Source organism: Chloroflexota bacterium (assembly GCA_014360905.1).
Classification (GTDB): domain Bacteria; phylum Chloroflexota; class Anaerolineae; order UBA2200; family UBA2200; genus JACIWX01.
Map to the genome: position 1 here is coordinate 171386 of JACIWW010000001.1, position 22222 is coordinate 193607.

Annotated in this window: 15 protein-coding genes; 13 read left to right on the top strand and 2 right to left on the bottom strand. The window is 54.9% G+C overall.

Annotated elements, in window-relative coordinates:
* Nucleotides 1–59: 59 nt before the first annotated feature.
* Complete coding sequence (locus tag H5T67_00815) at nt 60–1142, bottom strand: uroporphyrinogen-III decarboxylase-like protein (protein ID MBC7243860.1); 1083 nt, start codon at nt 1140–1142, stop codon at nt 60–62.
* 155 nt (nt 1143–1297) lie between these two features.
* Between H5T67_00815 and H5T67_00820 the strand changes: the two genes are divergently transcribed.
* From H5T67_00820 to H5T67_00880, 13 genes are all read left to right on the top strand, one after another.
* Complete coding sequence (locus H5T67_00820) at nt 1298–2305, top strand: LacI family DNA-binding transcriptional regulator (GenBank protein MBC7243861.1); 1008 nt, start codon at nt 1298–1300, stop codon at nt 2303–2305.
* Between the two features lie 149 nt (nt 2306–2454).
* Complete coding sequence (locus H5T67_00825) at nt 2455–3783, top strand: maltose ABC transporter substrate-binding protein (GenBank protein ID MBC7243862.1); 1329 nt, start codon at nt 2455–2457, stop codon at nt 3781–3783.
* A 99-nt stretch (nt 3784–3882) separates the two neighbouring features.
* Entirely contained in the window at nt 3883–4821 is a 939-nt protein-coding gene (locus tag H5T67_00830; protein MBC7243863.1) for an ABC transporter permease subunit, read from the top strand.
* Complete coding sequence (locus H5T67_00835) at nt 4818–5681, top strand: sugar ABC transporter permease (GenBank protein MBC7243864.1); 864 nt, start codon at nt 4818–4820, stop codon at nt 5679–5681. The genes H5T67_00830 and H5T67_00835 overlap by 4 nt, the downstream gene beginning before the upstream one ends.
* An 8-nt stretch (nt 5682–5689) precedes the next feature.
* The gene (locus tag H5T67_00840; protein ID MBC7243865.1) at nt 5690–7384 is read left to right on the top strand and encodes an alpha-glucosidase C-terminal domain-containing protein; all 1695 of its coding nucleotides are present in this window, start codon (nt 5690–5692) and stop codon (nt 7382–7384) included.
* Between the two features lie 113 nt (nt 7385–7497).
* On the top strand, nt 7498–9279 hold the full coding sequence (locus H5T67_00845) for a DUF3459 domain-containing protein (protein ID MBC7243866.1): 1782 nt from the start codon (nt 7498–7500) through the stop codon (nt 9277–9279).
* 19 nt (nt 9280–9298) lie between these two features.
* On the top strand, nt 9299–10366 hold the full coding sequence (locus H5T67_00850) for a hypothetical protein (GenBank protein ID MBC7243867.1): 1068 nt from the start codon (nt 9299–9301) through the stop codon (nt 10364–10366).
* 52 nt (nt 10367–10418) lie between these two features.
* Complete coding sequence (locus H5T67_00855) at nt 10419–11492, top strand: hypothetical protein (protein MBC7243868.1); 1074 nt, start codon at nt 10419–10421, stop codon at nt 11490–11492.
* A gap of 200 nt (nt 11493–11692) precedes the next feature.
* The gene (locus H5T67_00860; protein ID MBC7243869.1) at nt 11693–12160 is read left to right on the top strand and encodes a PaaI family thioesterase; all 468 of its coding nucleotides are present in this window, start codon (nt 11693–11695) and stop codon (nt 12158–12160) included.
* 94 nt (nt 12161–12254) lie between these two features.
* Complete coding sequence (locus tag H5T67_00865; protein MBC7243870.1) at nt 12255–18326, top strand: hypothetical protein; 6072 nt, start codon at nt 12255–12257, stop codon at nt 18324–18326.
* Between the two features lie 239 nt (nt 18327–18565).
* On the top strand, nt 18566–19948 hold the full coding sequence (locus H5T67_00870) for a cobalamin B12-binding domain-containing protein (GenBank protein MBC7243871.1): 1383 nt from the start codon (nt 18566–18568) through the stop codon (nt 19946–19948).
* A gap of 205 nt (nt 19949–20153) precedes the next feature.
* Nucleotides 20154–20660 (top strand): DJ-1/PfpI family protein, encoded by a 507-nt coding sequence (locus H5T67_00875; protein MBC7243872.1) that lies wholly within the window; start codon nt 20154–20156, stop codon nt 20658–20660.
* Nucleotides 20661–20755: 95 nt separating this feature from the next.
* The gene (locus tag H5T67_00880) at nt 20756–21559 is read left to right on the top strand and encodes a hypothetical protein (GenBank protein ID MBC7243873.1); all 804 of its coding nucleotides are present in this window, start codon (nt 20756–20758) and stop codon (nt 21557–21559) included.
* A gap of 26 nt (nt 21560–21585) precedes the next feature.
* On the opposite strand, the gene H5T67_00885 is transcribed toward H5T67_00880, so the two are convergent.
* Nucleotides 21586–22212: a DUF47 family protein gene (locus H5T67_00885; GenBank protein ID MBC7243874.1), complete on the bottom strand. Its 627-nt coding sequence runs from the start codon at nt 22210–22212 to the stop codon at nt 21586–21588.
* Nucleotides 22213–22222: the final 10 nt, after the last annotated feature.

Sequence of the window (22222 nt, forward strand, 5' to 3'; positions counted from 1 at the left end):
TACTGCTTCCGGGTCGTTGCCGTGGGCAACGAGATCGAAGCCTAAGGGTGAGCAGCCGTCTAGCCATGGCCAAAGTGCTCTTGATTCCAGCGATAGCCTTCGTCCAGCATGGCCAGATAATTGCGCACCGGGATGTAACTGGCCACGCTGTTGCCGCTGCCTAGGCAATACCCGCCGCGCAGCCCGCAGAAGTCGAGTATTTGACGCGTCCTGATCCGTACCTCTTCCTCTGTGCCACGACCAAGGACATCCATATCTACGCCGCCTAGCATAGAAATGCGCTCCCCCCAGCGGCGGCTGGCTTCTTCCACAGGCATGATCTTGTCCTGAAAAGAGTGCTTGCCGTCTATGCCCACGTACTCAATCAAATCATCCATGATTGCCGTGATATTGCCGCAGGAATGCAAGAGGAAGGGCAATCCCTTGGCATGGGTGATATCCACCAACTTCTTCTGGATGGGAAACACATACTGGCGCAAGTGGCGCGGTGAGATCATGGTGGAGTTGGTAAAACCCATGTCATCGCCAAAGAAGTAAGCCCCCACACCCGGGATATCCACTGCAGTAGCGCACGCTGCCGTGGTTAGTTCCTCGATCTTGGCGAACATGGCCTCAATCAGGTCTGGCTGTTCCATCAATGCGAAGGCAAAGGGTTGGTAACCCATCATCCACATCACCCACTCCAGCACGCCACCACCGCTTTGCGCAATTACCTGCATCCCTTCGGGGAGATGCTGCGCCGTGTACTCGATTGCCCAGTAGTCAATATCTTGCACCGAGGGCCACGGATAGGACTCGAACTCAGCCCAGGAAGTGATCACACCCTGGGTCTCGTTCTGCCAATAGCGCATGGCGCCATCAACTGCCGTATCCTCCGCCGTTACGATGGCCCGGTTCAGGGGGATGACGAGGATGGCACAAACGTAATCGTACCCTAATTGGCGGTAGAACTGGATGGTGAGGTCACAGGCACGGGCGCGCGATTCACGGTCGAATCCCGTGGGAAACTTTTCCCCTACCACTGCCTCCATGATGGGGACATCGGCAAAAAGTTCGATGAAGGGAACACGGCCAGGAGGTCCCTGCCGCAATAAAGTGCGTCGGAGATGTCCAAAATCGGGGATATGTTTGAAAGTGACCATGTCATTTGCTCCTTTGCTCAGTAGTCATTGCCTTTTCTACACCCGAGACCATTATGCGCCCCTTGCGGTGTGCAGTCAAACAATGCACAGCAAGGGATTTGACAATTCGCCCTATTTATACTATAATTTAAGCGCTTAAGCAAATCGGAGGGTCAATGGTGTCCACGATTTACGATGTCGCACACGAGGCGCGGGTGTCCATCGCCACCGTCTCGTATGTTATCAACAACAAGAATCGCGTCAGCCCCAAAACGGCTGAACGTGTCCGCGAGGCCATGCGCCGGCTGAACTATCAGCCCAAGATCGCGGCCCGTGCCCTAGCGCGTGGGTGCACCAATACCATTGCTCTAGTCGCACCCCTGGACATCTACGGCTATCAGATGTCGCTCATCACCGTCATGAATGCCATCGGACATACCTTGGCCACCACCGATTACCGTCTGTTCATCCACCCGACTCTGAATCGTCCCGAGGCTTGGATGGAATTGGAAGCGGATGTGAGGGGCAAGCAGATGGACGGTGTTATCCTCATGCATGTGCAAATGCAAGACCCCCGCGTGGACTTGCTGCGCCGTTCCAAGATGCCTTTTGTGATGATTGGTCGCTGCGCGGACAACACTGGCTTGTACTATGTAGATACGGATATCGAGGCAGTGGCACACCTCGCTGTTGATTACCTACACAGCCTGGGGCATCGGCACATTGCCCTACTGGGCGAACGGCGCGAAGCCGGGGTATCGGTGCGCCTCGTGACTGGCTACCGGCAGGGCATGGAAGATTGTGGCTTGGAGATCCGAGAGGAATTCATCGTCCATGTCGCCGGCACTCCTGCGGCGACATCTCAGGCAGCGCTGCAGCTCTTCTCGCTGCCCGACCGCCCCACGGCGGTTTTTGCCACGAGCGATGCAGCCGTGCTTGGGGTGATGAATGCCACGCGCATTCTGGGACTGAGGATACCGCAGGATGTAGCCGTTATTGGCTATGCCGAAAGCCCGCTCTACCCATTCCTAGAACCACCTTGCAGCGTCGCCTTCGAGGGTGTCGCTGACTTAGGGCGTCTGGCGGCGGAAATGCTGGTTTCTTTGCTGCATGGCAAGGAACCAGAACAAACCCAGATATTGGTGCCGCCCAGGCTCATTGTTCGTGCCTCTACCGAGGCTTAGCAAGAATGAGGTTTCTGCCATGGACAAAAGGAGGTGAAGCAAGGGCAAAAAGTTTCTGACAAGGTTTGTAGCAAGTACTTTCAGCGCTTCAAGTACGGAGAGCGCATCCTACTAACTTTGAACGATAAACTTGTAAGGAGGAAGAAAAAATGCATCGCATACACCGTTTCGTTTTGCTCGTTTCCATCGTCGCGTTGTTTGCGGGTACCGTGGGCGGGTGTGCACCAAAACCAACCCCCACCCCTGTTCCGCCACCAACCAAGGCGCCAACCCAACCGTCAGCGCCAGCAGCTACACCCGTGCCTCCTTCCCCGACTAAGCCGCCGGTCAAGCTGACGGTGTGGATCAACGATCGCGTTGGTGCGCCAGGGATGGAAGCAACGCATAAGGTCATCGAGGAGTGGGCGAAAGAGACAGGCAACCAGGTCGAGGTCGTAGATATTGGATATTTCGACATGCTGGAGAAAATCCCTGTGGCTTTCCCCGCAGGCGAGGGACCAGACCTGTTCATGATCACGAACAACGGCGCCGGTGGAAACTACCCAGGTGGGCTGATCGCCCCCATAGACGAGGCCTTGTCCTCTAGCGAAAGAGCCAAGTACACCCAGGCTGCCATTGATGCCTTCATCATTGACGGACATCTCATTGGCGTGCCCATCTGCGCCGATGTCTATGCGCTACTGTACAACAAGAACCTCATCAGCGAACCGCCCAAGACCATGGCCGAGTTGATTGCTAAAGCCAAAGAGTTGACCAAAGGGGATAGCTATGGCCTCCTCTACACCGTTGACCAGTTCTGGTTCAGTTACTGCTTCTGGGCCGGTTATGGCGGCTACGTCTTCAAGTGGACGGGCAGCGGTTGGGATACCAAGGACATCGGATTCTACAACGAGGGTGCGATCAAGGGGCTTAACTTTGTGCGCGACCTCGTTCAGGTGCACAATCTCATGCCCCCCGATGTCACCTGGGATGTGATGAACAGTCTGTTTACCGAGGGCAAAGCAGCCATGATCATCACTCATCCCAACATGGTGTCTGTGTTCCAAGATGCTGGGGTGGATGTCGGCGTGGCGCGCATTCCCATGCTGGACAACGGCAAGTATCCGCATCCATTCGCCACGTTCACCGGCTTTTCCGTGAACGCCTACTCCAAGCATAAGGAAGAAGCAATGGCTTTGGCTGCCTATTTGGGGAAGAGTCTGCCCGTTCCCCTTTACACAGCCAACCCTGGCAACATCCCAGTCCATGAGGATGCGCTCAAAGACCCGAGCCTGACCCAGGATGCAGCGCTAGCCGCCTGGATGAGCCAGCTCGAAGAGAGCGATCCGCTTCCCAGCATCAACGAGATGAACATGGTCTGGCTGCCCGCCATCACTGCCTTCCAGACCGTGGTGCATGGCCAGGCCACGGCAGAAGAGGCTTTGAAAGCAGCACAAGATCAGATCGTGCAGGCCATTGCTGAGGCACAGAAACAATAAGCTCACCGCTATCCAGACCTTGGCCCCCTTCGCCTTGCGTGGGCGAGACGAGACTCTCGTCTCGCCCACGCTCTCTGAGTAGATTTAGGAGGAATAGACATGGTAACGGCTGTCAAAAGGCAACCGATGGGCAGAAAGATATACCCTTATCTCTACCTTCTGCCTGGCCTCCTAGCCATGCTGGTTACAACCTTCATCCCTGCAGTCGTCTCGGTTATCTTGGCTTTCACCAACTACAGCGTGCTTCACCTGCAGGACTGGAGGTTCATTGGGCTGCGTAACTTTGAGAAAATCATTCTCGGCAGCAAGCGAGCCGAATTCCTTGGCGTCTTTACCTGGACCGTCACCTGGGCTATATTGTCTACCCTTCTGGCATTTTCCACGGGACTCTTGCTCGCACTCCTACTAAACAACCGCAAGATCAAGGAGCGCAACTTGTACCGCACTGTGCTCATCCTGCCATGGGCCATGCCTTCCACCATCACCATCCTGACCTGGGCTGGACTGCTCAACACTTCCTTTGGCCCCATCAACCGCATCCTGATTCAGTTAGGGTTCAAGGCCGTGCCGTGGCTGAGCCATCCATCCTGGGTCAAGGTCACCTGCCTCATTGTCAACTTGTGGATTGGCTTCCCCTTCATGATGACCGCCTGCCTGGGAGCACTCCAAAGCATCTCAGAAGAACTGTACGATGCGGCGAAGATAGACGGGGCTGGTACATGGCAGCTGTTTCGTTATGTAACCTTTCCACTGCTGCGATCCGCCACCCTGCCCTTGCTTATCTCCAGTTTTGCCTTTCAATTCACCAATTTTAGCGTCATCTACCTGTTGACCGGCGGTGGGCCCTACACAAATCCAGGCTCCCTGGCCGGCGCGACAGACCTGCTGGCAACCTACATGTACAAGATGGCTTTTGCTTCCAACGACCGTGACTATGCCCTGGCCGCAGCCAACGGTATCCTTATCTTTCTAATCGTAGGCAGCCTCACCGTAATCAACTCCTGGCTCACCGGCGCATTCAAGGAGGTGGAGAGATGAGCGAGAGAACAGCGATGGTACAACGCAAACGCGTACGCTGGCGCGATGTGGTGAGCGTCAATCTAACGCGCTTGGTGCTCATCCTAGCCTGCCTCTTGACCATTTTCCCTTTGCTCTGGGTAGTAACCTCATCGTTCAACGTGGGAGCAAGCCTGTACTCCAGCACTTTGATCCCGCGCAAAATCACTCTTATGAATTACGTCAACCTATTTCGCAAAACGAGCTTTGCCACCTGGATGAAAAACAGCGCCGTGGCTTGCATTGGCGGCAGTCTGCTGGCCCTCTCGCTGACCGTGACCATGGCCTATGCCTTCTCTCGCTTCCGCTTCTGGGGACGGCGCTATGGACTTCTGATCCTGGTCCTAATTCAAATGCTGCCCTCGGCAGCCGTCATTGTAGCCATCTTCCGCATCCTGCAAGCACTGCGCCTCTTGAACACTTTTCTGGGGCTGATCCTGGTTTACGGTGGCATCACTATCCCCTTCAATGCCTGGTTGATGCGCGGCTACTTTGACTCCATCCCACGCGAACTGGAGGAATCCGCTTATATTGATGGCGCCACACATTGGCAGGCGTTCGTGCGCATCGCCATGCCACTGGCCATGCCCATGGTAGCGGTCACGTTTATGTTCAACCTCATCACCTTCTACAACGACTACATCTTAGCCAGCATCGTCCTCACCGGGAAGCAGAACTATACTGTAGCTTTGGGTTTGCGTTTCTTCCAAGCCCCGTATGCTTCCAACTGGACCATGTTCGCTGCTGCTTCTATCCTTGGCTCTGTGCCCATTGCCATCATTTTCTATAGCCTGCAGCGATTCCTCGTAGAAGGACTAACCAAAGGTGCGTTGAAAGGATAACATAGCCTATGAACTCGAAGCTCTTCCATCCCTTGCATTGGGGGTGGGCAGTGGCTATCATCCTGGTTGCCTGTCAGCATGTTCCGGCGACGCCAACTTCCATGCCGCCTACGGCAGAACCGACCGCCACCCTAGTTCCGACGCCCACCTATCAGCCTTTTGTCCCCACAGCCACACCCATCCCGGCTGTCACAGCCCCCGCATGGGGAGAGGATACCATCCTGTACCTTATTCTCCTGGCTAGTTTCTACGACTCTGATGGCGATGGCATTGGGGACTTGAACGGACTGACTGCAAAACTGGACTATTTGAACGATGGTAACCCTAACACAGACGATGACCTGGGAATCAATGCTATCTGGCTGATGCCCATCTTCGCAGCCGCCAGTTACCATGGTTACGATACGACCGACCACTTCCAGATACGACCAGAGTATGGCAGTCAGGAAGACCTCATCCGCTTAGTAGAGGAGTGCCATAGGCGCGGCATCCGCGTGCTGCTGGATTATGTCATGGCACATATGTCCAACCAGCACCCCTTCTTCCAGGATGCCTATGGCAACCTGTCCTCTCCTTACGCCGACTGGTTCATCTGGTATGATGAGGCGCACACGCGTTACAAATCCTTCGCCAATATCCCTATCGTGCCCTCGATAAATGGAGATTGCCCTGCGGTGCAAGAGTATGCGCTGCGCGTGGCCCAGTACTGGATGGATTTGGATGGGGATGGAGACCTGAGCGATGGCGTGGACGGCTTCCGTTGCGATTACGCTTTGGGTCTGTCACACACCTTTTGGAAGAACTTGCGCCGTGGAATTAAAACGTTGCGGCCAGACTTTCTATTGCTAGGTGAAGTATGGAGCAATGCACCAGATATCGCCAGGTATTACCAAGACGAATTCGATAGCACCTTTGATTTTCCACTGTATTACATGCTGGCTGGCCACCAGGATACCGTGGGGCGTGGTGTGCTGGGCGGCACGGACAAGCCCGGTTTCATCCATGCCTCACTGGTGCAGCGTGCCAAATTGTATCCGTGGGGTGCGCAGAACGTGATCTTTCTGAACAACCACGACACGAACCGCGTGATGAGCAATGTGCAGGGCGACGTGCAACGGGCGAAACTGGGAGCCACGCTCTTGTTCACCCTGCCGGGAACGCCGCTTGTCTATTACGGAGAAGAAATTGGCATGGCAGGGGTCAAGGGCAAAGGGCAGCCTTATTGGGACGAGTACCGTCGCGAGCCAATGGACTGGTATGCAGCTGAAGAAGGAGCGGGCATGACGACCTGGTTCCGTCCAACCGACCGTAACAATCGCCCCCACGATGGCATCTCAGTGGAAGAACAGCAGAGCGACCCAAACTCACTGCTCAGCCATTACCGGCGCTTGATTCGCCTGCGTCAATCCTACTCAGCATTGCGTAGAGGCAGTTATGAGCGCGTAACAGTCGAAGAGGAATCTTCATACGTTTACGCCTATATGCGCCAGGATACTCAGGCTCACTTGCTGATCGTGCTCAATTTCGCTCGGGAACCAAAGCAGGCAACGCTTGACCTGGGTGCTTCGACATTGCCCGCACCGCCATGGGTAGTGTCCGACCCTCTGAGCCAGCGCACATTCCCCCCTATCACAGAGGATACGTGGACGCTTGAGTTGCAGGCACAAGAGGGGCTAGTTTTGGAACTGCATAGACCGCATTGACCAATTCACCAGCACACTCACAGTGTAGGAATGAAGCAGCATGTCAACTTTACGCCTGCAAACATATTGTATGAACTTGCTGATTGAAACACACTTTCATCGGAGGCGCAGATTTGGAAGACTTTATCTTTGGCACGACCTCGCTTACTGATCAGATTGTCAAAGAACACCAAACATCCCTGCGTGGCTTGTGGCATGGGCATCGCATCGAACCGCTGGACCCGCTGCCCGGACAACCAGTACGCCTACGCCTGCGAGTGGGACCGCAGATCACTGCACAGGGAGTCTGGTGCTACTACACCATTGATGGACGCGAACCCAAGGGTCAGAATGGAATAGCCACGGTGGGCACAGCCATACCGTTGCACCGGGTGAACATTCACTGGGAAGACCTCGTCTGGAATTATGTCGAGGAATGGGAAGGAGAGATCCCAGGACAACCAGAAGGGACTCTGGTACGGTACAATCTGGAAGCAAACGGTCAGTATGCCTCTGGCGGCGAAGGTTCAACCACCGAAACACCCATCTTCGCCTATGCTGTTGACCGCTGGACTGCTCCAGATTGGGCATGGGATGCCATTATCTATCATATCTTCTTGGATCGCTTCTATCCCGGGGATGGGCAAACATATATCCAGACCGATGATCTAGAAGAGATCATGGGCGGTACACTGGTCGGAGTGAGACAGAAATTGCCATACGTGAGAGACTTGGGTTTCAATTGCATCTGGCTGTCGCCTATCTATGCTTCGCCCAGTTATCACCGCTACGATGCGACAGACTACTATCGCGTAGCAGAAGCCTTAGGCACCAATGAAGACCTGCACGAGTTGGTCGCTGAAGCGCACAGCTATGGCATGCGCGTCATCCTAGATTTTGTGGCGAACCACGCCTCTAATCAGCATCCATTCTTCCACGCTGCACAGGCAGACCGCCAGAGTCCTTACTGCTCTTGGTACACGTTTGAGCGGTGGCCAGACAAATACAAAGCTTTCTTTGGCATCAAGCAGGTACCGCAGTTCAACTTGGAATACGCACCTGCACGACAATACATGCTCGAGGTAGCGCGATATTGGATGCGCGAGCACGGCGTGGATGGCTACCGGCTGGACTATGCTTTGGGGCCATCGCGCAATTTTTGGACCGACTTTCGCCGTGCGGTGCGTTCCGTGCGCGCCGATGGCCTCACTTTCGCCGAGGCAGTGACTCCGCCTGAAATGCTGCGCACATTCGCAGGGCGGGTGGATGGCTGCTTAGATTTCACCTGGTGCGAGGAAGCACGGCGAACTTTTGCCACCGGAAAGCAGACGGTGGCCGACTTTGAGCGCTTTCTCGAACGGCACGAATCCTATTTCGGACGGGGATTGATTTTGCTGACTTTCTTGGACAACCACGACATGAACCGCTTCCTGTGGATGGCAGGTGGGGACAAGCGCCGCTTGCGCGTCGCTGCTGCCTGCCAGTTCACCCTCAGCCAGCCACCCATCGTCTACTATGGCACAGAAGTAGGGCTCAGCCAACCCGCCGATTCCCGCAATCACTTGCAATATGTCCGCTTGCCCATGATCTGGGACGAAGAGCAGGACCACGAACTAATGGAAGGGTACCGGCGCCTGTGCGCCGCCCGCCACGCCCATCCTGCCCTACGCCGTGGCGACAGGATACCCACTCTGAGCGATGGAGCGAATGGTTTGCTCGTCTACCGCAAGGTCAAGGATGAGGATTCGTGCTGTATCATCCTACATGCTGCGGAGGGCAAGGCGCAAGTGGATCTACATCTTGCCCCAGGGCTCTACCGAGACCTGCTCACTGATAGAGAATATAGAGCAAAGGGGGGCTCTCTGCGCGTCAAGCTCGAGCCTTGGGCTGCTGCTATTCTCGTCCCTACCCACTAAAGGAACACAAGGAGCACATATGTTCAAAGACATTCTCTACTACAAACCCGCTCTCTATGAAGTGATCGAACGCTATAAACGGCTCTATGCGGCACAGGGGCCAGGGCATATCTGCATCTACGCCACCCCACCATTCGAGCCACCCGAAAAGGCTCCTCCACTGACCGAAGTAAGCCTAGACGAGGGGCTGGAGGATTACCTTGACCTTTGCCTACGCAACTATGAGGCCATGCTGGAAGTGACCAGAGCCATACCAGATGACCTCATCCCCGGCTTTGGGCTGTTCTTCGGCATCGGCGATTACAGCGCTTTTGTTGCCGGAGAAGTGATTTTCACGCCGGACACCTCCTGGGCTGCACCCGTGCTCCACGACTGGGCAGATCTGGATGAACTTGCCTTGCGCGAGGACAATTATTGGGTACGTTTGCTGGAGCGCGCCGTTCGTTATGCAGTGGAGCGCATGCGCTCTGCACCCATACCCCTTGTGCGAGGCTACTACTCGCCGTTGGACCTCGCTCATGCCCTGCGCGGCGAACGCCTCTTCACCGATTTTTTCGATGCTCCAGAGCAGGTGCATCGGCTGATGGCATTCTGCACCAAGGCTACCATCTGGATTGCCAAGAGACTGCAGGCATTGATCGGTTACTACTGGGAAGGCAGCATTGCTGGTGCCTGGCTGCCAGCGGGCACCATCTGCATGTCGGAGGATATCGCCTGCATGGTCTCTCCGCACATCTACGCCCAGTTCGCTCGCCCTTACACGCAGCAGGTAATTGATGCCTTTGGGCATGGCCAGATTCATACGCATTCCCTGGGGATGCATGTCCTTCCAGAGATAACCCAACTGCGCAACCTGGTCGGCGTGCAGGTGTCCGATGACCCCAATACCCCGCGCCCCTTTGACCATTTGGACACCCTGTTGCCCAAGACTCACAACGTGCCTCTTTCCATCGGATGCACCGGAGAGGACGTGCGACAACGCATCGAGGGTCTGGCAAGGAGCACGAACATCATCCTGGCCAGCAACGTGTCCAGCGTGGAAGAAGGGCAGGAAATAGTGGCCCTGGTGCGGCAATTCTCCGCTTGATCTGAGGGGAGCAACAGGTGCAGCCGCGCTTACGCCCTTTGTAGGAGGAGCATTGGAATACAAAGAAGATTGGGAACAGGCCAAAGAGCACTTGATTGCCTTTTGGAATGGTTCCGCCATTCAGCGGGCAACTTTGCAGATCTACGCACCGCGCGATGTGGCACTCCCGGGACCAAAACCACCGACCACTCCACAAGATCCGACGCAATTGTGGACAGACCCGGATTACCTCATCGCGGCAGCAGACCATCACTTTCGCACCCAGTACTTTGGAGCGGAAGCTGTCCCATCGCACTGGATTAACCTGGGCCCAGGAATCATGGCTACCTACTTGGGCTCGCGTCCTACTTTTGCCCCTGACACAGTTTGGTATGGCCCTATCGCATACGAATACGAACGCCCCCTCCTTCAGGAGGAGGACAATCGCTGGTGGCAACTGACTAAGGACCTGACTCGCCTTTCTTGCGCATTCTTCGCCGGGAAAGCCCTAACCGGTATCACCGACCTGGGAGGCTGCACGGATGTACTGGCAAGTCTGCGCACTACAGAGGCTTTGCTTCTGGACATGGTTGGTCGTCCAGAGCAAGTGCAGCAGGCAGTCATCGAACTGGCTCACATCTGGGTTCATTGCTACAATGAGCTGTATGCAATGGTGGAAGAAAATGACCAGGGCAGCATCCAATGGCTCGGAGTTTGGGCGCCAGGCAAGATGTACAATGTGCAATCCGATCTATCCTGCATGATCTCGCCAGCCATGTTCAACTCCTTTGTAGTCCCCGAATTGGAGATCGTGCTCTCCAATCTAGACTTTGCGCTTTACCACCTGGACGGCCCAGGTGCGATCAAGCATCTCGACCGCCTGCTGGAGATACCCAACCTAAAAGGCATCCAGTGGACGCCTGGTGAGGGACAACCGCCCGTCTCAGAGTGGATACCTATGTACCGACGCATCCAGAAGGCAGGCAAACTCCTGCATTTGCACGGCGAGGCACGCTATGCAGAGCGCGTGCTGAGGGCACTCGAGCCAGAAGGACTGATGTACGTTACTTGGTGTGAGACCCAGACCGAAGCCGAGGATCTCATGCGCAAGGCAGAATCCTGGGCGGCAGGTCCACGCCGGGATTGAAATGGCCTGGGGTGGGCGCGGCAGTGCTGATGACATACTCAACACTCCAGGCGGACAACAGTCCGCCGTTATAGGGGCAAATTGCGTATTCGCCCTGTCCACCAACCGCCATGCGCACAAGTCAATTTGTATCCAACGGCAAGAGAGAGTAAACTACCCATAGACGAAAATCACATCACTCGCTAAGGACTTGTTTTGCCATGGAGAAGCAACCCAATTCGCGCACTTGTTTTGTCTGTGGCCGCCAAAACCCAGTGGGGTTGAAAGTAAGTTGGTACAATGACCATGCCACCCAGCGAGTTCAGGCCACTGTCGCCATTCCAGAGCACTTCAATGGTTATCCAGGCATTGTGCATGGCGGTATCATTGCCGCACTCCTAGATGAAACCGCAGGGCGTGCCCTGCTTCTGGATGGCGATGACCGCAACCTAATGGTAACGCTCAAGTTGGAGGTAAAATATCGCAGGCCAGTTCCCACTAGCCAACCCGTGACCTTGTATGGTTGGGGCACCCAACGCACATCCAACAGGGCCAGAGTTGCTGCCAACCTCTTGCTCCCCGATGGAACTATTGCAGCAGAAGCAGAAGCCATCCTGGTACGACCACCACAAGAGTTCTTCGACCGCTGGGAACCGGAGAAACCCTTCTGGCGCGTATACGAAGATTGACAGGGTATCAACCCACTGCAGGCCTTCAAAACGGGAACAAACCTGCGTATTTAGGCGTCAGAGATACGCAATGTCTAGTTTTGAGGAGGCGGCTATGTTGGATTATACTCCACAGCGCAATGCGTTCTTTGGGCATCGTGCGGCGGTACGGAGATACGCTCACGCTCTATTGTCATTTCTGCTCATAACAGGCATGGTGGGGTGTGTTGCGCCTGCGACACCCATGCCAACCAAAGTCCCAGTTGTCACTGGCGAGTATGGGCTGACCATGGTCCGACCCGCCACTCTGCTCGTTACAGAAGGATGCACAGGCGGCATGCGTTTCGCACTTAGCCAGGGTTCGGAAGTACCCATTCAACCAGTTCCTGTACCGCTAGCAGAGACAGAGCCTCTGTCCCCAGAGGAAGCACAGGCCGTGTTGAACAGGCTGCCCCCGCTTGCGGACAGACCTGAGGATAGGCAAGAATTTCGCTTGCCACCAGAGACGCTGCCTGCGCCACGCCCAGGCGAGACGATCCAACAGCCCTTCCCACCGTCTGTTGAAATGCAACCTAGTGAGCAACCACCTGCTGGCCCATTGAGAGTGCTCCGTTACAGCCCCGAGGGCAATGTGGAGTTGGCTCCTTTCCTCAGCATCACCTTCGACCAACCAATGGTGCCTCTCACTGACCACGCCGAACTGGCGGCAAAGGAAGTGCCGGTCAAACTGTCGCCTTTGCCCCAGGGGTCCTGGCGCTGGGTGGGCACCAAGACCCTCGTTTTCCAGCCGACCGTCCGCTTCCCCATGGCCACCATCTACACGGTGGAAATCCCCGCCGGCACTACTTCAGCCATCGGCGGCAGGCTGGAAGAAACCGTTTCGTGGACCTTTACCACGCCGCCGCCACGCGTAGTGTCGACGCATCCCGCAGAAGGTCCTCAAGTGCGCAATCCATTGATATTCGTTGCTTTCGACCAGCGCATTGATCCTTCTGCCGTATTGGAAACAATCAAGGTCAAGGCAGGCGGCAAAGTGTTCCCCACCATGCTGGCCAAGAAAGAGGAAGTAGAGGCGGACGAGACGGTTGCCCGTCTGGCAAAAGATGCTGGCGAAGGACGCTGGCTGGCCTTCCGTTGCTCAGACTTGTTGCCCTATGACACTACCGTTACCGTGGACATTGGCCCCGGTACGCCGTCAGCGGAAGGCCCTCTGATCACGGATAGCGTGCAGAGCTTCACCTTCACCACGTACGGGCCATTGCGTGTCGTGGAATCCAATTGTGGCTGGGGGGATGAATGTCGCCCCATGATGCCTTGGTACATCCGTTTCAGCAATCCGCTGAACGGGGAAGTCTTTGATGAATCCCTGGTGCAGATTGAACCGGAATTGCCCGGAGGAAAGCTCTCCATCATAGGCAACACCTTGCAAATCGAGGGACGCTCCAAAGGGCGGACGACTTACAAAGTAACGCTGAAAGCGGGCATCGCTGACCAGTTCGGGCAAACTCTAGGCAAAGACACAATCGTTACCTTCCAGGTCGGCTCAGCCGAACCGTCCATGTACGTCTCCTGGGAAAACCTCGCTGTTGTGGATCCCGCCGGCAAGCCAACGTATTCCATTTTCACCATCAACTACAACACAGTGACGGTGAAAGCCTACGCAGTGAAGCCAGAGGATTGGCTCAGTTACCTGGAGTATCTGCAGGAAGCCAGCCGTCGCGACCAGCCCCGTGAGCCACCGGGCCGTAAAGTATTGGATGAGCAGGTACGTGTCGCTGGCGAGTTGGACACCCTCACTGAGACTTCTATTGACCTGACACGCGTGCTGGAAGGCGGAAAGGGGCATGTCATCCTGATCATAGAAGCGGGTCAGCCCTCCGTGTCAATCTCTGCGGATCGGGATTGGAAACCAGTGATCCGCGTCTGGGTGCAGGTGACCAACATTGGCTTGGATGCTTTTGTGGACAGTCAGCAAATGATTGCCTGGGCCAACTCGATCCAAGATGGAACTCCGCTGCAAGGAGTAGAATTGACCCTCTTCCCAGGAAAAGTTAGTGCCAAGACCAGCCCTGACGGATTGGCTAGGTTACCCCTGCCCTCCAAGGAGGAGAAAAACGGTTATCTCATTGCCCAGCTTGGTGATGACACTGCTATTTTGCCTCGCAGCACCAGTTGGTGGGACATTGGCTGGCGTTATGTAGAATCAGTAGACCAGCCGCGTTGGTACGTTTTCGATGACCGCCAGATGTACCGCCCCGGCGAGGAAGTCCATGTCAAAGGTTGGGTTCGCTTGGTCGGCATGAGCGAGGGCGCCGATGTGCTGACTGCACCTCCAAAGGGCACGCCTGTTTCTTATCAGGTGGTTGATTCCCGCGATAACCAACTCCTGGCCGGCACACTATACCTGAATGCCCTCGGCGGGTTTGACACATCGTTCAAACTGCCAGAAAACATGAACTTGGGCTATGCCAATCTACGCTTGGCTTTAGGCGGCGCAGTAGCAAGCGGGGCAGAGCACTACCATACATTTCAGGTTCAGGAATTCCGGCGTCCAGAATTTGAGGTTTCCACTAGCATCAGCGAAGGTCCCTACTTCGTTGGGGAACATGCCACTGCCACAGTCGAAGCCAAGTACTATGCGGGGGGGCCGTTGGCCAATTCCGAGGTTATCTGGAACGTAACCTCGCAGCCGGGGACCTACAGACCACCTAATTGGGATGACTTCACCTTCGGTATCTGGGTACCTTGGTGGCGCGGTTTTCCCCGCTGGGGCATCCCGGAGCCCGTGACTATCCGCTCTCAAACCTTTACTGGCGTTACCGATGCAGCGGGCAAGCACAATCTGCGCATTGACTTCGAGGCAGTTGACCCTCCGCAGCCAAATAATGTCACAATAGAAGCCTCGGTCATGGATGTCAACCGCCAGGCCTGGTCTGCCTCCTCGCAGATTCTAGTACATCCCGCCGACCTGTACGTGGGCTTGCGCACCAGCGCCACTTTTTACGAGAAAGGCAAGCCTATCAAAGTAGATGCCATCGTCACAGATCTGGATGGCAAAACCATAGCCGACAGACCCATTGAGATGCGCATGGTACGTCTGGACTGGCGCTACGTGAAAGGCGAATGGCGTGAGGAAGAAGTGGATGAACAACGCTGCACCGTAGGTTCACAAGAGGAGCCGGTTAGCTGCACTTTCGAAACGCCAGAAGGCGGTACCTACCGCATCACTGCAACTATTGTGGATGGCAAGGGTCGCCGCAATTTGACCCAGATCACCCGCTGGGTTAGTGGCGGGAAGCAGCCCGGTGCGACGCGGGTGGAGCAAGAAGAAGTTGAGTTGATTCCCAACCGCCAGGAATATCAGCCTGGGGATACAGCGGAGATACTGGTGCAGTCGCCGTTCGTCCCCGCCGAGGGACTGCTTACCTTGCGCCGAGCCGGTATCATCCACACGGAGCGCTTTCGCATGGATGAGTCCACGTACACCATCCGGGTACCGATTGTGGAAGCATATATCCCCAACCTTCACGTGCAAGTGGATCTCGTCGGCTCCGCACCTCGTCTGAACAGCGCAGGCGAGGTAGATGAAACCTTGCCAAAGAGGCCCGCCTTCGCCACCGGCCGACTGGACCTCTCCGTGCCACCGTACTCGCGCACGCTCTCCCTGCAGGTAACACCGAGGGATAAAGAACTGGAGCCAGGCGGAGAAACCCTAGTAGACATCACCGTGAAAGACGCATCGGGCAAACCAGTACAAGGCGCCGAACTGGCCGTGGTGGTAGTGGATGAAGCTATCTTGTCTCTGACCAATTACCAGCTTGCCGACCCGGTGGCGATTTTCTACCAGCGTCGTTCAGCCGGTGTAGCAGATTATCACTTGCGGGGACACATCCTTCTAATGGAGCCTTCCGGGCTAGTAGAACAGGTAGCATCCGATCAGATGTTGCGCGCAGCCCTACCGATGGCCATGGCTCCTGTGCCACCGATGCCGGCAGAGAAATCGTATGTGGGGGCTGAGGCGCCAAGCACTGGCCAGCCCATCCAAATACGCATGGATTTCAACCCGCTGGCCACTTTCGAACCGGAGGCGCCTACGGATGCAGATGGGCATGCAGCGGTGCAGGTCAAACTACCTGACAACCTAACCCGCTACCGTGTCATGGTCGTAGCAGTGGCCGGTGAGAGGGAATTTGGCAAGGCTGAATCGAGCATCACCGCGCGGCTACCGTTGATGGTGCGCCCCTCGCCACCGCGCTTCCTGAACTTTGGTGATGAGTTCGAGTTGCCAGTGGTCATACAGAACCAGACAGATGAGCCGATGCAGGTAGATGTTGTAGTACGTGCAACCAATATGAACCTCGTTGGTAGCGCTGGTCAGCGCTTGACCGTCCCAGCACGAGATCGCCGCGAAGTGCGCTTCCCGTTCACCACAGACAAAGCTGGCACTGCCCACTTCCAGGTGGGTGCTGTGTCTGGCCCCTGGGCTGACGCGGCTGAGTTCTCTCTCCCCGTGTACACTCCAGCCACGACAGAGGCCTTCGCCGTCTATGGTATCGTAGATGAAGGCGCCATTGCTCAGCCAGTGATTGCCCCCAGTAATGCCTACGTACAATTTGGTGGCCTTGACATCAGCACCTCATCCACAGCCCTGCAAGCGTTGACAGATGCAGTGCTCTACTTAGTAGAGTATCCCTTTGAATGCTCGGAACAAATCGCATCGCGCATTCTGGCTGTGGCCGCACTACGCGATGTGTTGAGCGCTTTCCAAGCTGAAGGGCTACCTAGGCCGGAAGAGCTACTCAAAGCAGTGCAGCGTGACATCGAAATACTACAGGGTCTTCAGAATATGGATGGCGGCTTTCCTATCTGGCAACGAGGGCGTGAGTCCTGGCCTTTCCACACCATCCATGCGGCCCATGCCTTGGTCAGAGCCAAGCAGAAGGGCTTTACTGTGCCCGATGAGATGCTATCTAGCGCATTGAACTATATACGGGATATCGAAAAACACTTTCCATCCTGGTACAGCAAGGATGTGCGCAATACCCTCACCGCTTATGCCCTCTATGTTCGGACGCAACTAGGGGATGTGGACACCGCCCGCGCCCGCAAATTGCTCAGGGACGAGGGCGCGACTGGGCTGCAACCAGAGGCTCTGGGCTGGCTGCTCTATGTGCTTTCCGATGACCCGCAATCCACCGCAGAGGTAACCGAGATTCGTCGCTTTCTCAACAATCGCGTGGTGGAAACAGCAGGCGCTGCTACCTTCACCAACTCCTATCGCGAGGAAGATGGCTATCTGTTGCTGGCATCCAATCGCCGTGCCGATGGGGTCATCTTAGAAGCGCTGATCAAAGACCAACCAGACAGCGACCTGATTCCCAAAATCGTTCGCGGCTTGCTGGCCCATCGCAAACGGGGCAAATGGGACAACACGCAGGAGAATGTTTTCATCCTCCTGGCGTTGGACAAGTACTTTAATACTTACGAAGCGCAGACACCCGAGTTCGTAGCACGCATTTGGCTCGGCGATCAGTATGTGGCAGGTTTCAAATTCGTGGGCCGCACTACGGAGTACCAGGCAGTGCAGGTACCCATGTGGTTCCTCGTTCAGCGCCAGGGTGTGCAGAATCTCATCCTGAGCAAGGACGGGCCAGGCCGGCTTTACTATCGGCTGGGCATGAGATATGCTCCTAAAGATCTGGACCTTGAACCAACGGAGCAGGGCTTTACCGTGCTACGCACTTACGAAGCCGTGGATAACCCCCAGGATGTGCAGCAAGATGAGGACGGCACCTGGCACGTCCGCGCCGGGGCACGAGTGCGTGTGCGGCTAACTATGGTCGCGCCATCGCGCCGCTATCACGTTGCACTGATGGACCCATTGCCGGCAGGATTCGAAATCCTCAACCCCGCTCTGGCTGTCACCGGCAGCATCCCTCAAGACCCTGCAGACCAGGAGAGCATGCGCTACTGGTGGTGGCATTGGACTTGGTATGAGCACCAGAACCTGCGTGATCAGCGTGCTGAAGCCTTTGCTTCCCTGCTCTGGGAGGGCGTCCACACTTATACCTACGTTGCCCGCGCTACTACGCCTGGCAAATTCATCGTCCCTCCGCCTAAGGCAGAGGAAATGTATTCGCCGGAAGTGTTTGGGCGCGGAGGAACGGACTGGGTAGTCGTGGAATAAAGGCAAGGACGTAGTAGGCCTTTATAGCTTACTTTTACGCAACAGATAAGCGGATGGCAGTAACGATTGTTCCAGCCATCCGCTTTGCGTTTACAATTACACCGTCTGGTTTAATGGCGATCTTCGCAACCCCCTATAGCTCTTGGTGTTTAGTATTAGTAGAAGTATCATTGCCCCGCCGTATCATAGCCTTAGCCGAGCAAAAGCGCGGGAAAGAGAAAAACTTGACAAGGAGAAAAATGAAAGTATTGCTTGTTCAGCCTGAGGATCCCCCAAGCCTGGTGGGTTTCACAAGGCTGGCGCGTGCTGAACCCTTGGCGCTCGAGATTCTGGCAGCCACTATCCCTGACCACGAAGTCAGGATATTGGACCTGCGCATCGAACCTAACCTGGAGGAAGCCGTAGCGCAGTTTGCGCCGCAAATGGTAGGGGTGACTGGTTATACGACCAATGTGCCACGCATGTTATCCATCTGCCGAGAAGTGAAAGCCTTTGACCCTGGCATCTTCACCGTGGTAGGCGGTTACCATGCCACGCTCTGTCCTGAAGATTTCGACCACGATGAGATTGACGCGATAGTGGTTGGCGAAGGCGAAGCGACTTTTCCACAATTAGTTGAAGCTGTCTCCAGAGGTCTGGATTATCGCCGGGTACCTGGGATCATTTATCGTCAATATGGTGCCCAGGTGCGCACTGCACCCAGGCCCTTGATCGTGCTTGACGAATCACCGCTGCCAGCTCGCCATCTGGTGGATCAATATCGAAAGGACTACTTCTTTCAATTTTGGGCCTCACCTTGTCCAGTTGAGACGGCTAGGGGATGTCCATACCGCTGCAAATTCTGCTCTGTCTGGACTTTCCACCGACGGAGATGTCGCTCCAAGTCGCCAGAGCGGGTGCTGGAAGAGCTAAAGAATGCGATAACAGATGTGGTTGCTTTTGTAGATGACAACTTCTTACAGAATTTGCCGCGTGCGGAGCGTATTTACGAACTGATCAAGGCTGCAGGGATAAAAGCCAAATTCTGGATGCAGGCGCGGAGTGACAGCATTGTTAGCCGCCCCGATATTATCGAAAAATGGGCAGAAATAGGACTCATGACCGTATTGGTGGGCTTTGAAAAGTTTCGGCAGGAAGAATTGAACGGCCTGAGCAAAAGGAGCTCTGTTCGTATTAATGAGGAGGCCGCGCACATCCTACACGCGAATGCAGTAGATATATGGGGAGCCTTTATCGTTGACCCGCAATGGAAGAGGTCTGATTTCGATGCCCTTATCGAGTATGTGCGCAGACTGAAGATCACCTTCCCGCAATTCACCATCCTTACTCCACTGCCTGGGACAGAGTTCTTTAAAGAAAAGCTGAACGAGCTAACCACCCGCAACTATGAGCTGTTCGACTTCCTACACAGTGTCCTGCCGACCAGATTGCCCACAAAACAGTTCTACGAGAACATGGCACGGCTCTATGCTAGCACCATGATGAGTATATCGGAGCTCAAAGAACGCATTCGTTCGGGGCGCATCCAGACCTCTGCGCTGAGGCAAGTGAAAAACTTGCTTGCTGACCTAACGAACCCCCAAGCCTATTTGTCAGGCCTCCAAACACCGACCAAGCGTTGAACCGATTCCTCTTTGAGTCGTGCTGAGGTCGCACCTCAGCATCGCGCGTAACTGGAACTAAGCTGTCTCAGTTATACATAGATTCTTCAATGCTGTTTTTCACTCTGTTCATGTTGGAACTGTCAACTTGCCAAAATGCGCAGAGTTAAGTATATGTTATATGAGTCTGAAAAACATGGCTTTGCCAGGAGGGTGAACTTCGGATATGGCAGGGAAAAAAGTCCTTTTGATCATGCCTCCACGGGATTTCGATGACAACTACTACGAGGCGATCCGAAGGGCTTTGGAGTGGCAGTCGCACACCGTTAAGGTCGCCTCCTTGGGAGTAGGAGTCATACGAGGTTCACAGGGCATTGCAGTTCCCGTGGATGTAAAAGTGGATGATGTCAAATCCTACGACTATGACGCTTTTATCTTTGTAGGTGGAGACGGAGCTACCCTTCTCTTCGATTACGATAAAGCACGCCAACTGGCCAAGGACGTTAAGTACAAGGTCCTGGGGGCAATTGGCAACGCTACGGCAATCCTAGGATTGGCCGGCGCCGTAGAAAAAAAGCGGGTGACAGGCCCCATCGAAGTGGCCCGTTGGCTGGTGAGCAGTGGTGCAACCTATACTGGGCGCCCGTTGGAAGTTGACGAGAAAATGATCACTGCCCAAGATCATTCAGTGGCCGAGCAATTTGCCAATGCTGTGGTCAAAGCGCTAGAGTGAGCTCTCGAAGGCTACTGACGCGGCTTGGGATATAGCCACGAGCAGATAGACTTTTTCATCATTTATCATCTCATATCAGAGATAGGTGCGAAGGTATGGACAAAAAGCGTCCAATCCTTCCTAAACGGGATATTTTGTTCATAATAGAGACCCTCCTTCCCCAGCGTAGTGATAAAGAATATTTGGTTGAGGTGATACAGGAAGACGAAGACTTTATCGAAGCGATGCTGGGCGATGAGAGGCTCTTCACGCGGGTGATGAGCGATGAAGAAATCCTGCCGCACATCACACCCAAGCTTTTCTTCAGTGTACTGCTCAGACAAGCCCGCAAAGATCTGCGGAAAGCAAGCTATACAATTGAATTAAGGTCACGCCAGAAAATCCCGGTCTTTGACACCGAGCAGGTTGTGGACCTGCTCGAAGACAGGGAAATGTGCAATTACTTGGCTGAGATGCTGGCTTCCTTCACTCGTATCGAGAGTTACACGTGGCCTGTTCGCGTACGCAAAGGAGTATGGTTCAAATACCGGTTCAACGAGCTCGACGTGGATAGCCTCATCCGACTCTGCCAATCCGTCGAAGAGGGTTATCGCTTCTCGTTGTACAAGCGCATCGCCGATGTCTGCCTCTTCATCACCGGTATGTTTCCTGAATGCATCCAGGTTAGTTCACCGACGCTGGAAAGCCTGCGGAGCAAGAGCAAAAGGGATTTGGAAGGATACGAAGAGGAAGGAAAGCAATTCTACCGCCTGGCTGCGCAACACGAAGCAGCCATCTTCATGGATCTAAGACAAGTCCTTGACAAGCTGGCCGAAAGTTTCACCCTTGCCGAGAAGCCATTAAAGTTTCTCTCCGAGCATTATTTGCCCACGCGCAAGCATCGTCTGTTTGGTATCTGACAGCTCGCGCTAGCCAATTCAAACGTCTACATCATCTTCACCACTATATCTGCAACGACATCAGCTGCCTCGTCGCCTCGGTCAGCGGCATTGCTCAGGTGCCGGTAGATTTCTCTCATCTTGAACATGTACACCACATGATGCACATCTTCAGGCCCCTCGAAGAGTTTAGCCAGGGCTTCGCGATAGATGTGCTCTGCTTGGTTTTCTAGCTTCTTGGCCCGGGTAGCGTGATCGAGAGCTACTTGGGGATAATCCTCTAACCGCATAACGCTGAGATGAAGCTTCTCCGCTGCTTCTCTCAGGACAGCCGTCATCTTCTGCAGATACTCGTTTGGTTCTACCTTGAAGATAGCCATTTCCTCCACGGTTGTAGCCGCGTAGTCTACGACATCGTCAATAGCGCGAGATAAAGCAAAGATATCCTCGCGATCAAATGGGGTAACGAAGGTGCGGTTGAGTTCCTCAATAAGGATGCGCCTGAGTTCATCAGCTTCCTTCTCCATCTTAACAACCTTTTTAGCTGTCTCCTCATTCCCATCCTTCATATACGCTTCCAGAGCTTCCATCCCCTCTAGAGTCTTAGCAGCCTGTGCAGTGAGCAATTGTACAAATCTATCCTGGCGCGGTTTGAAAAGTTCCCTCAATCTCATAGCTTTCCCC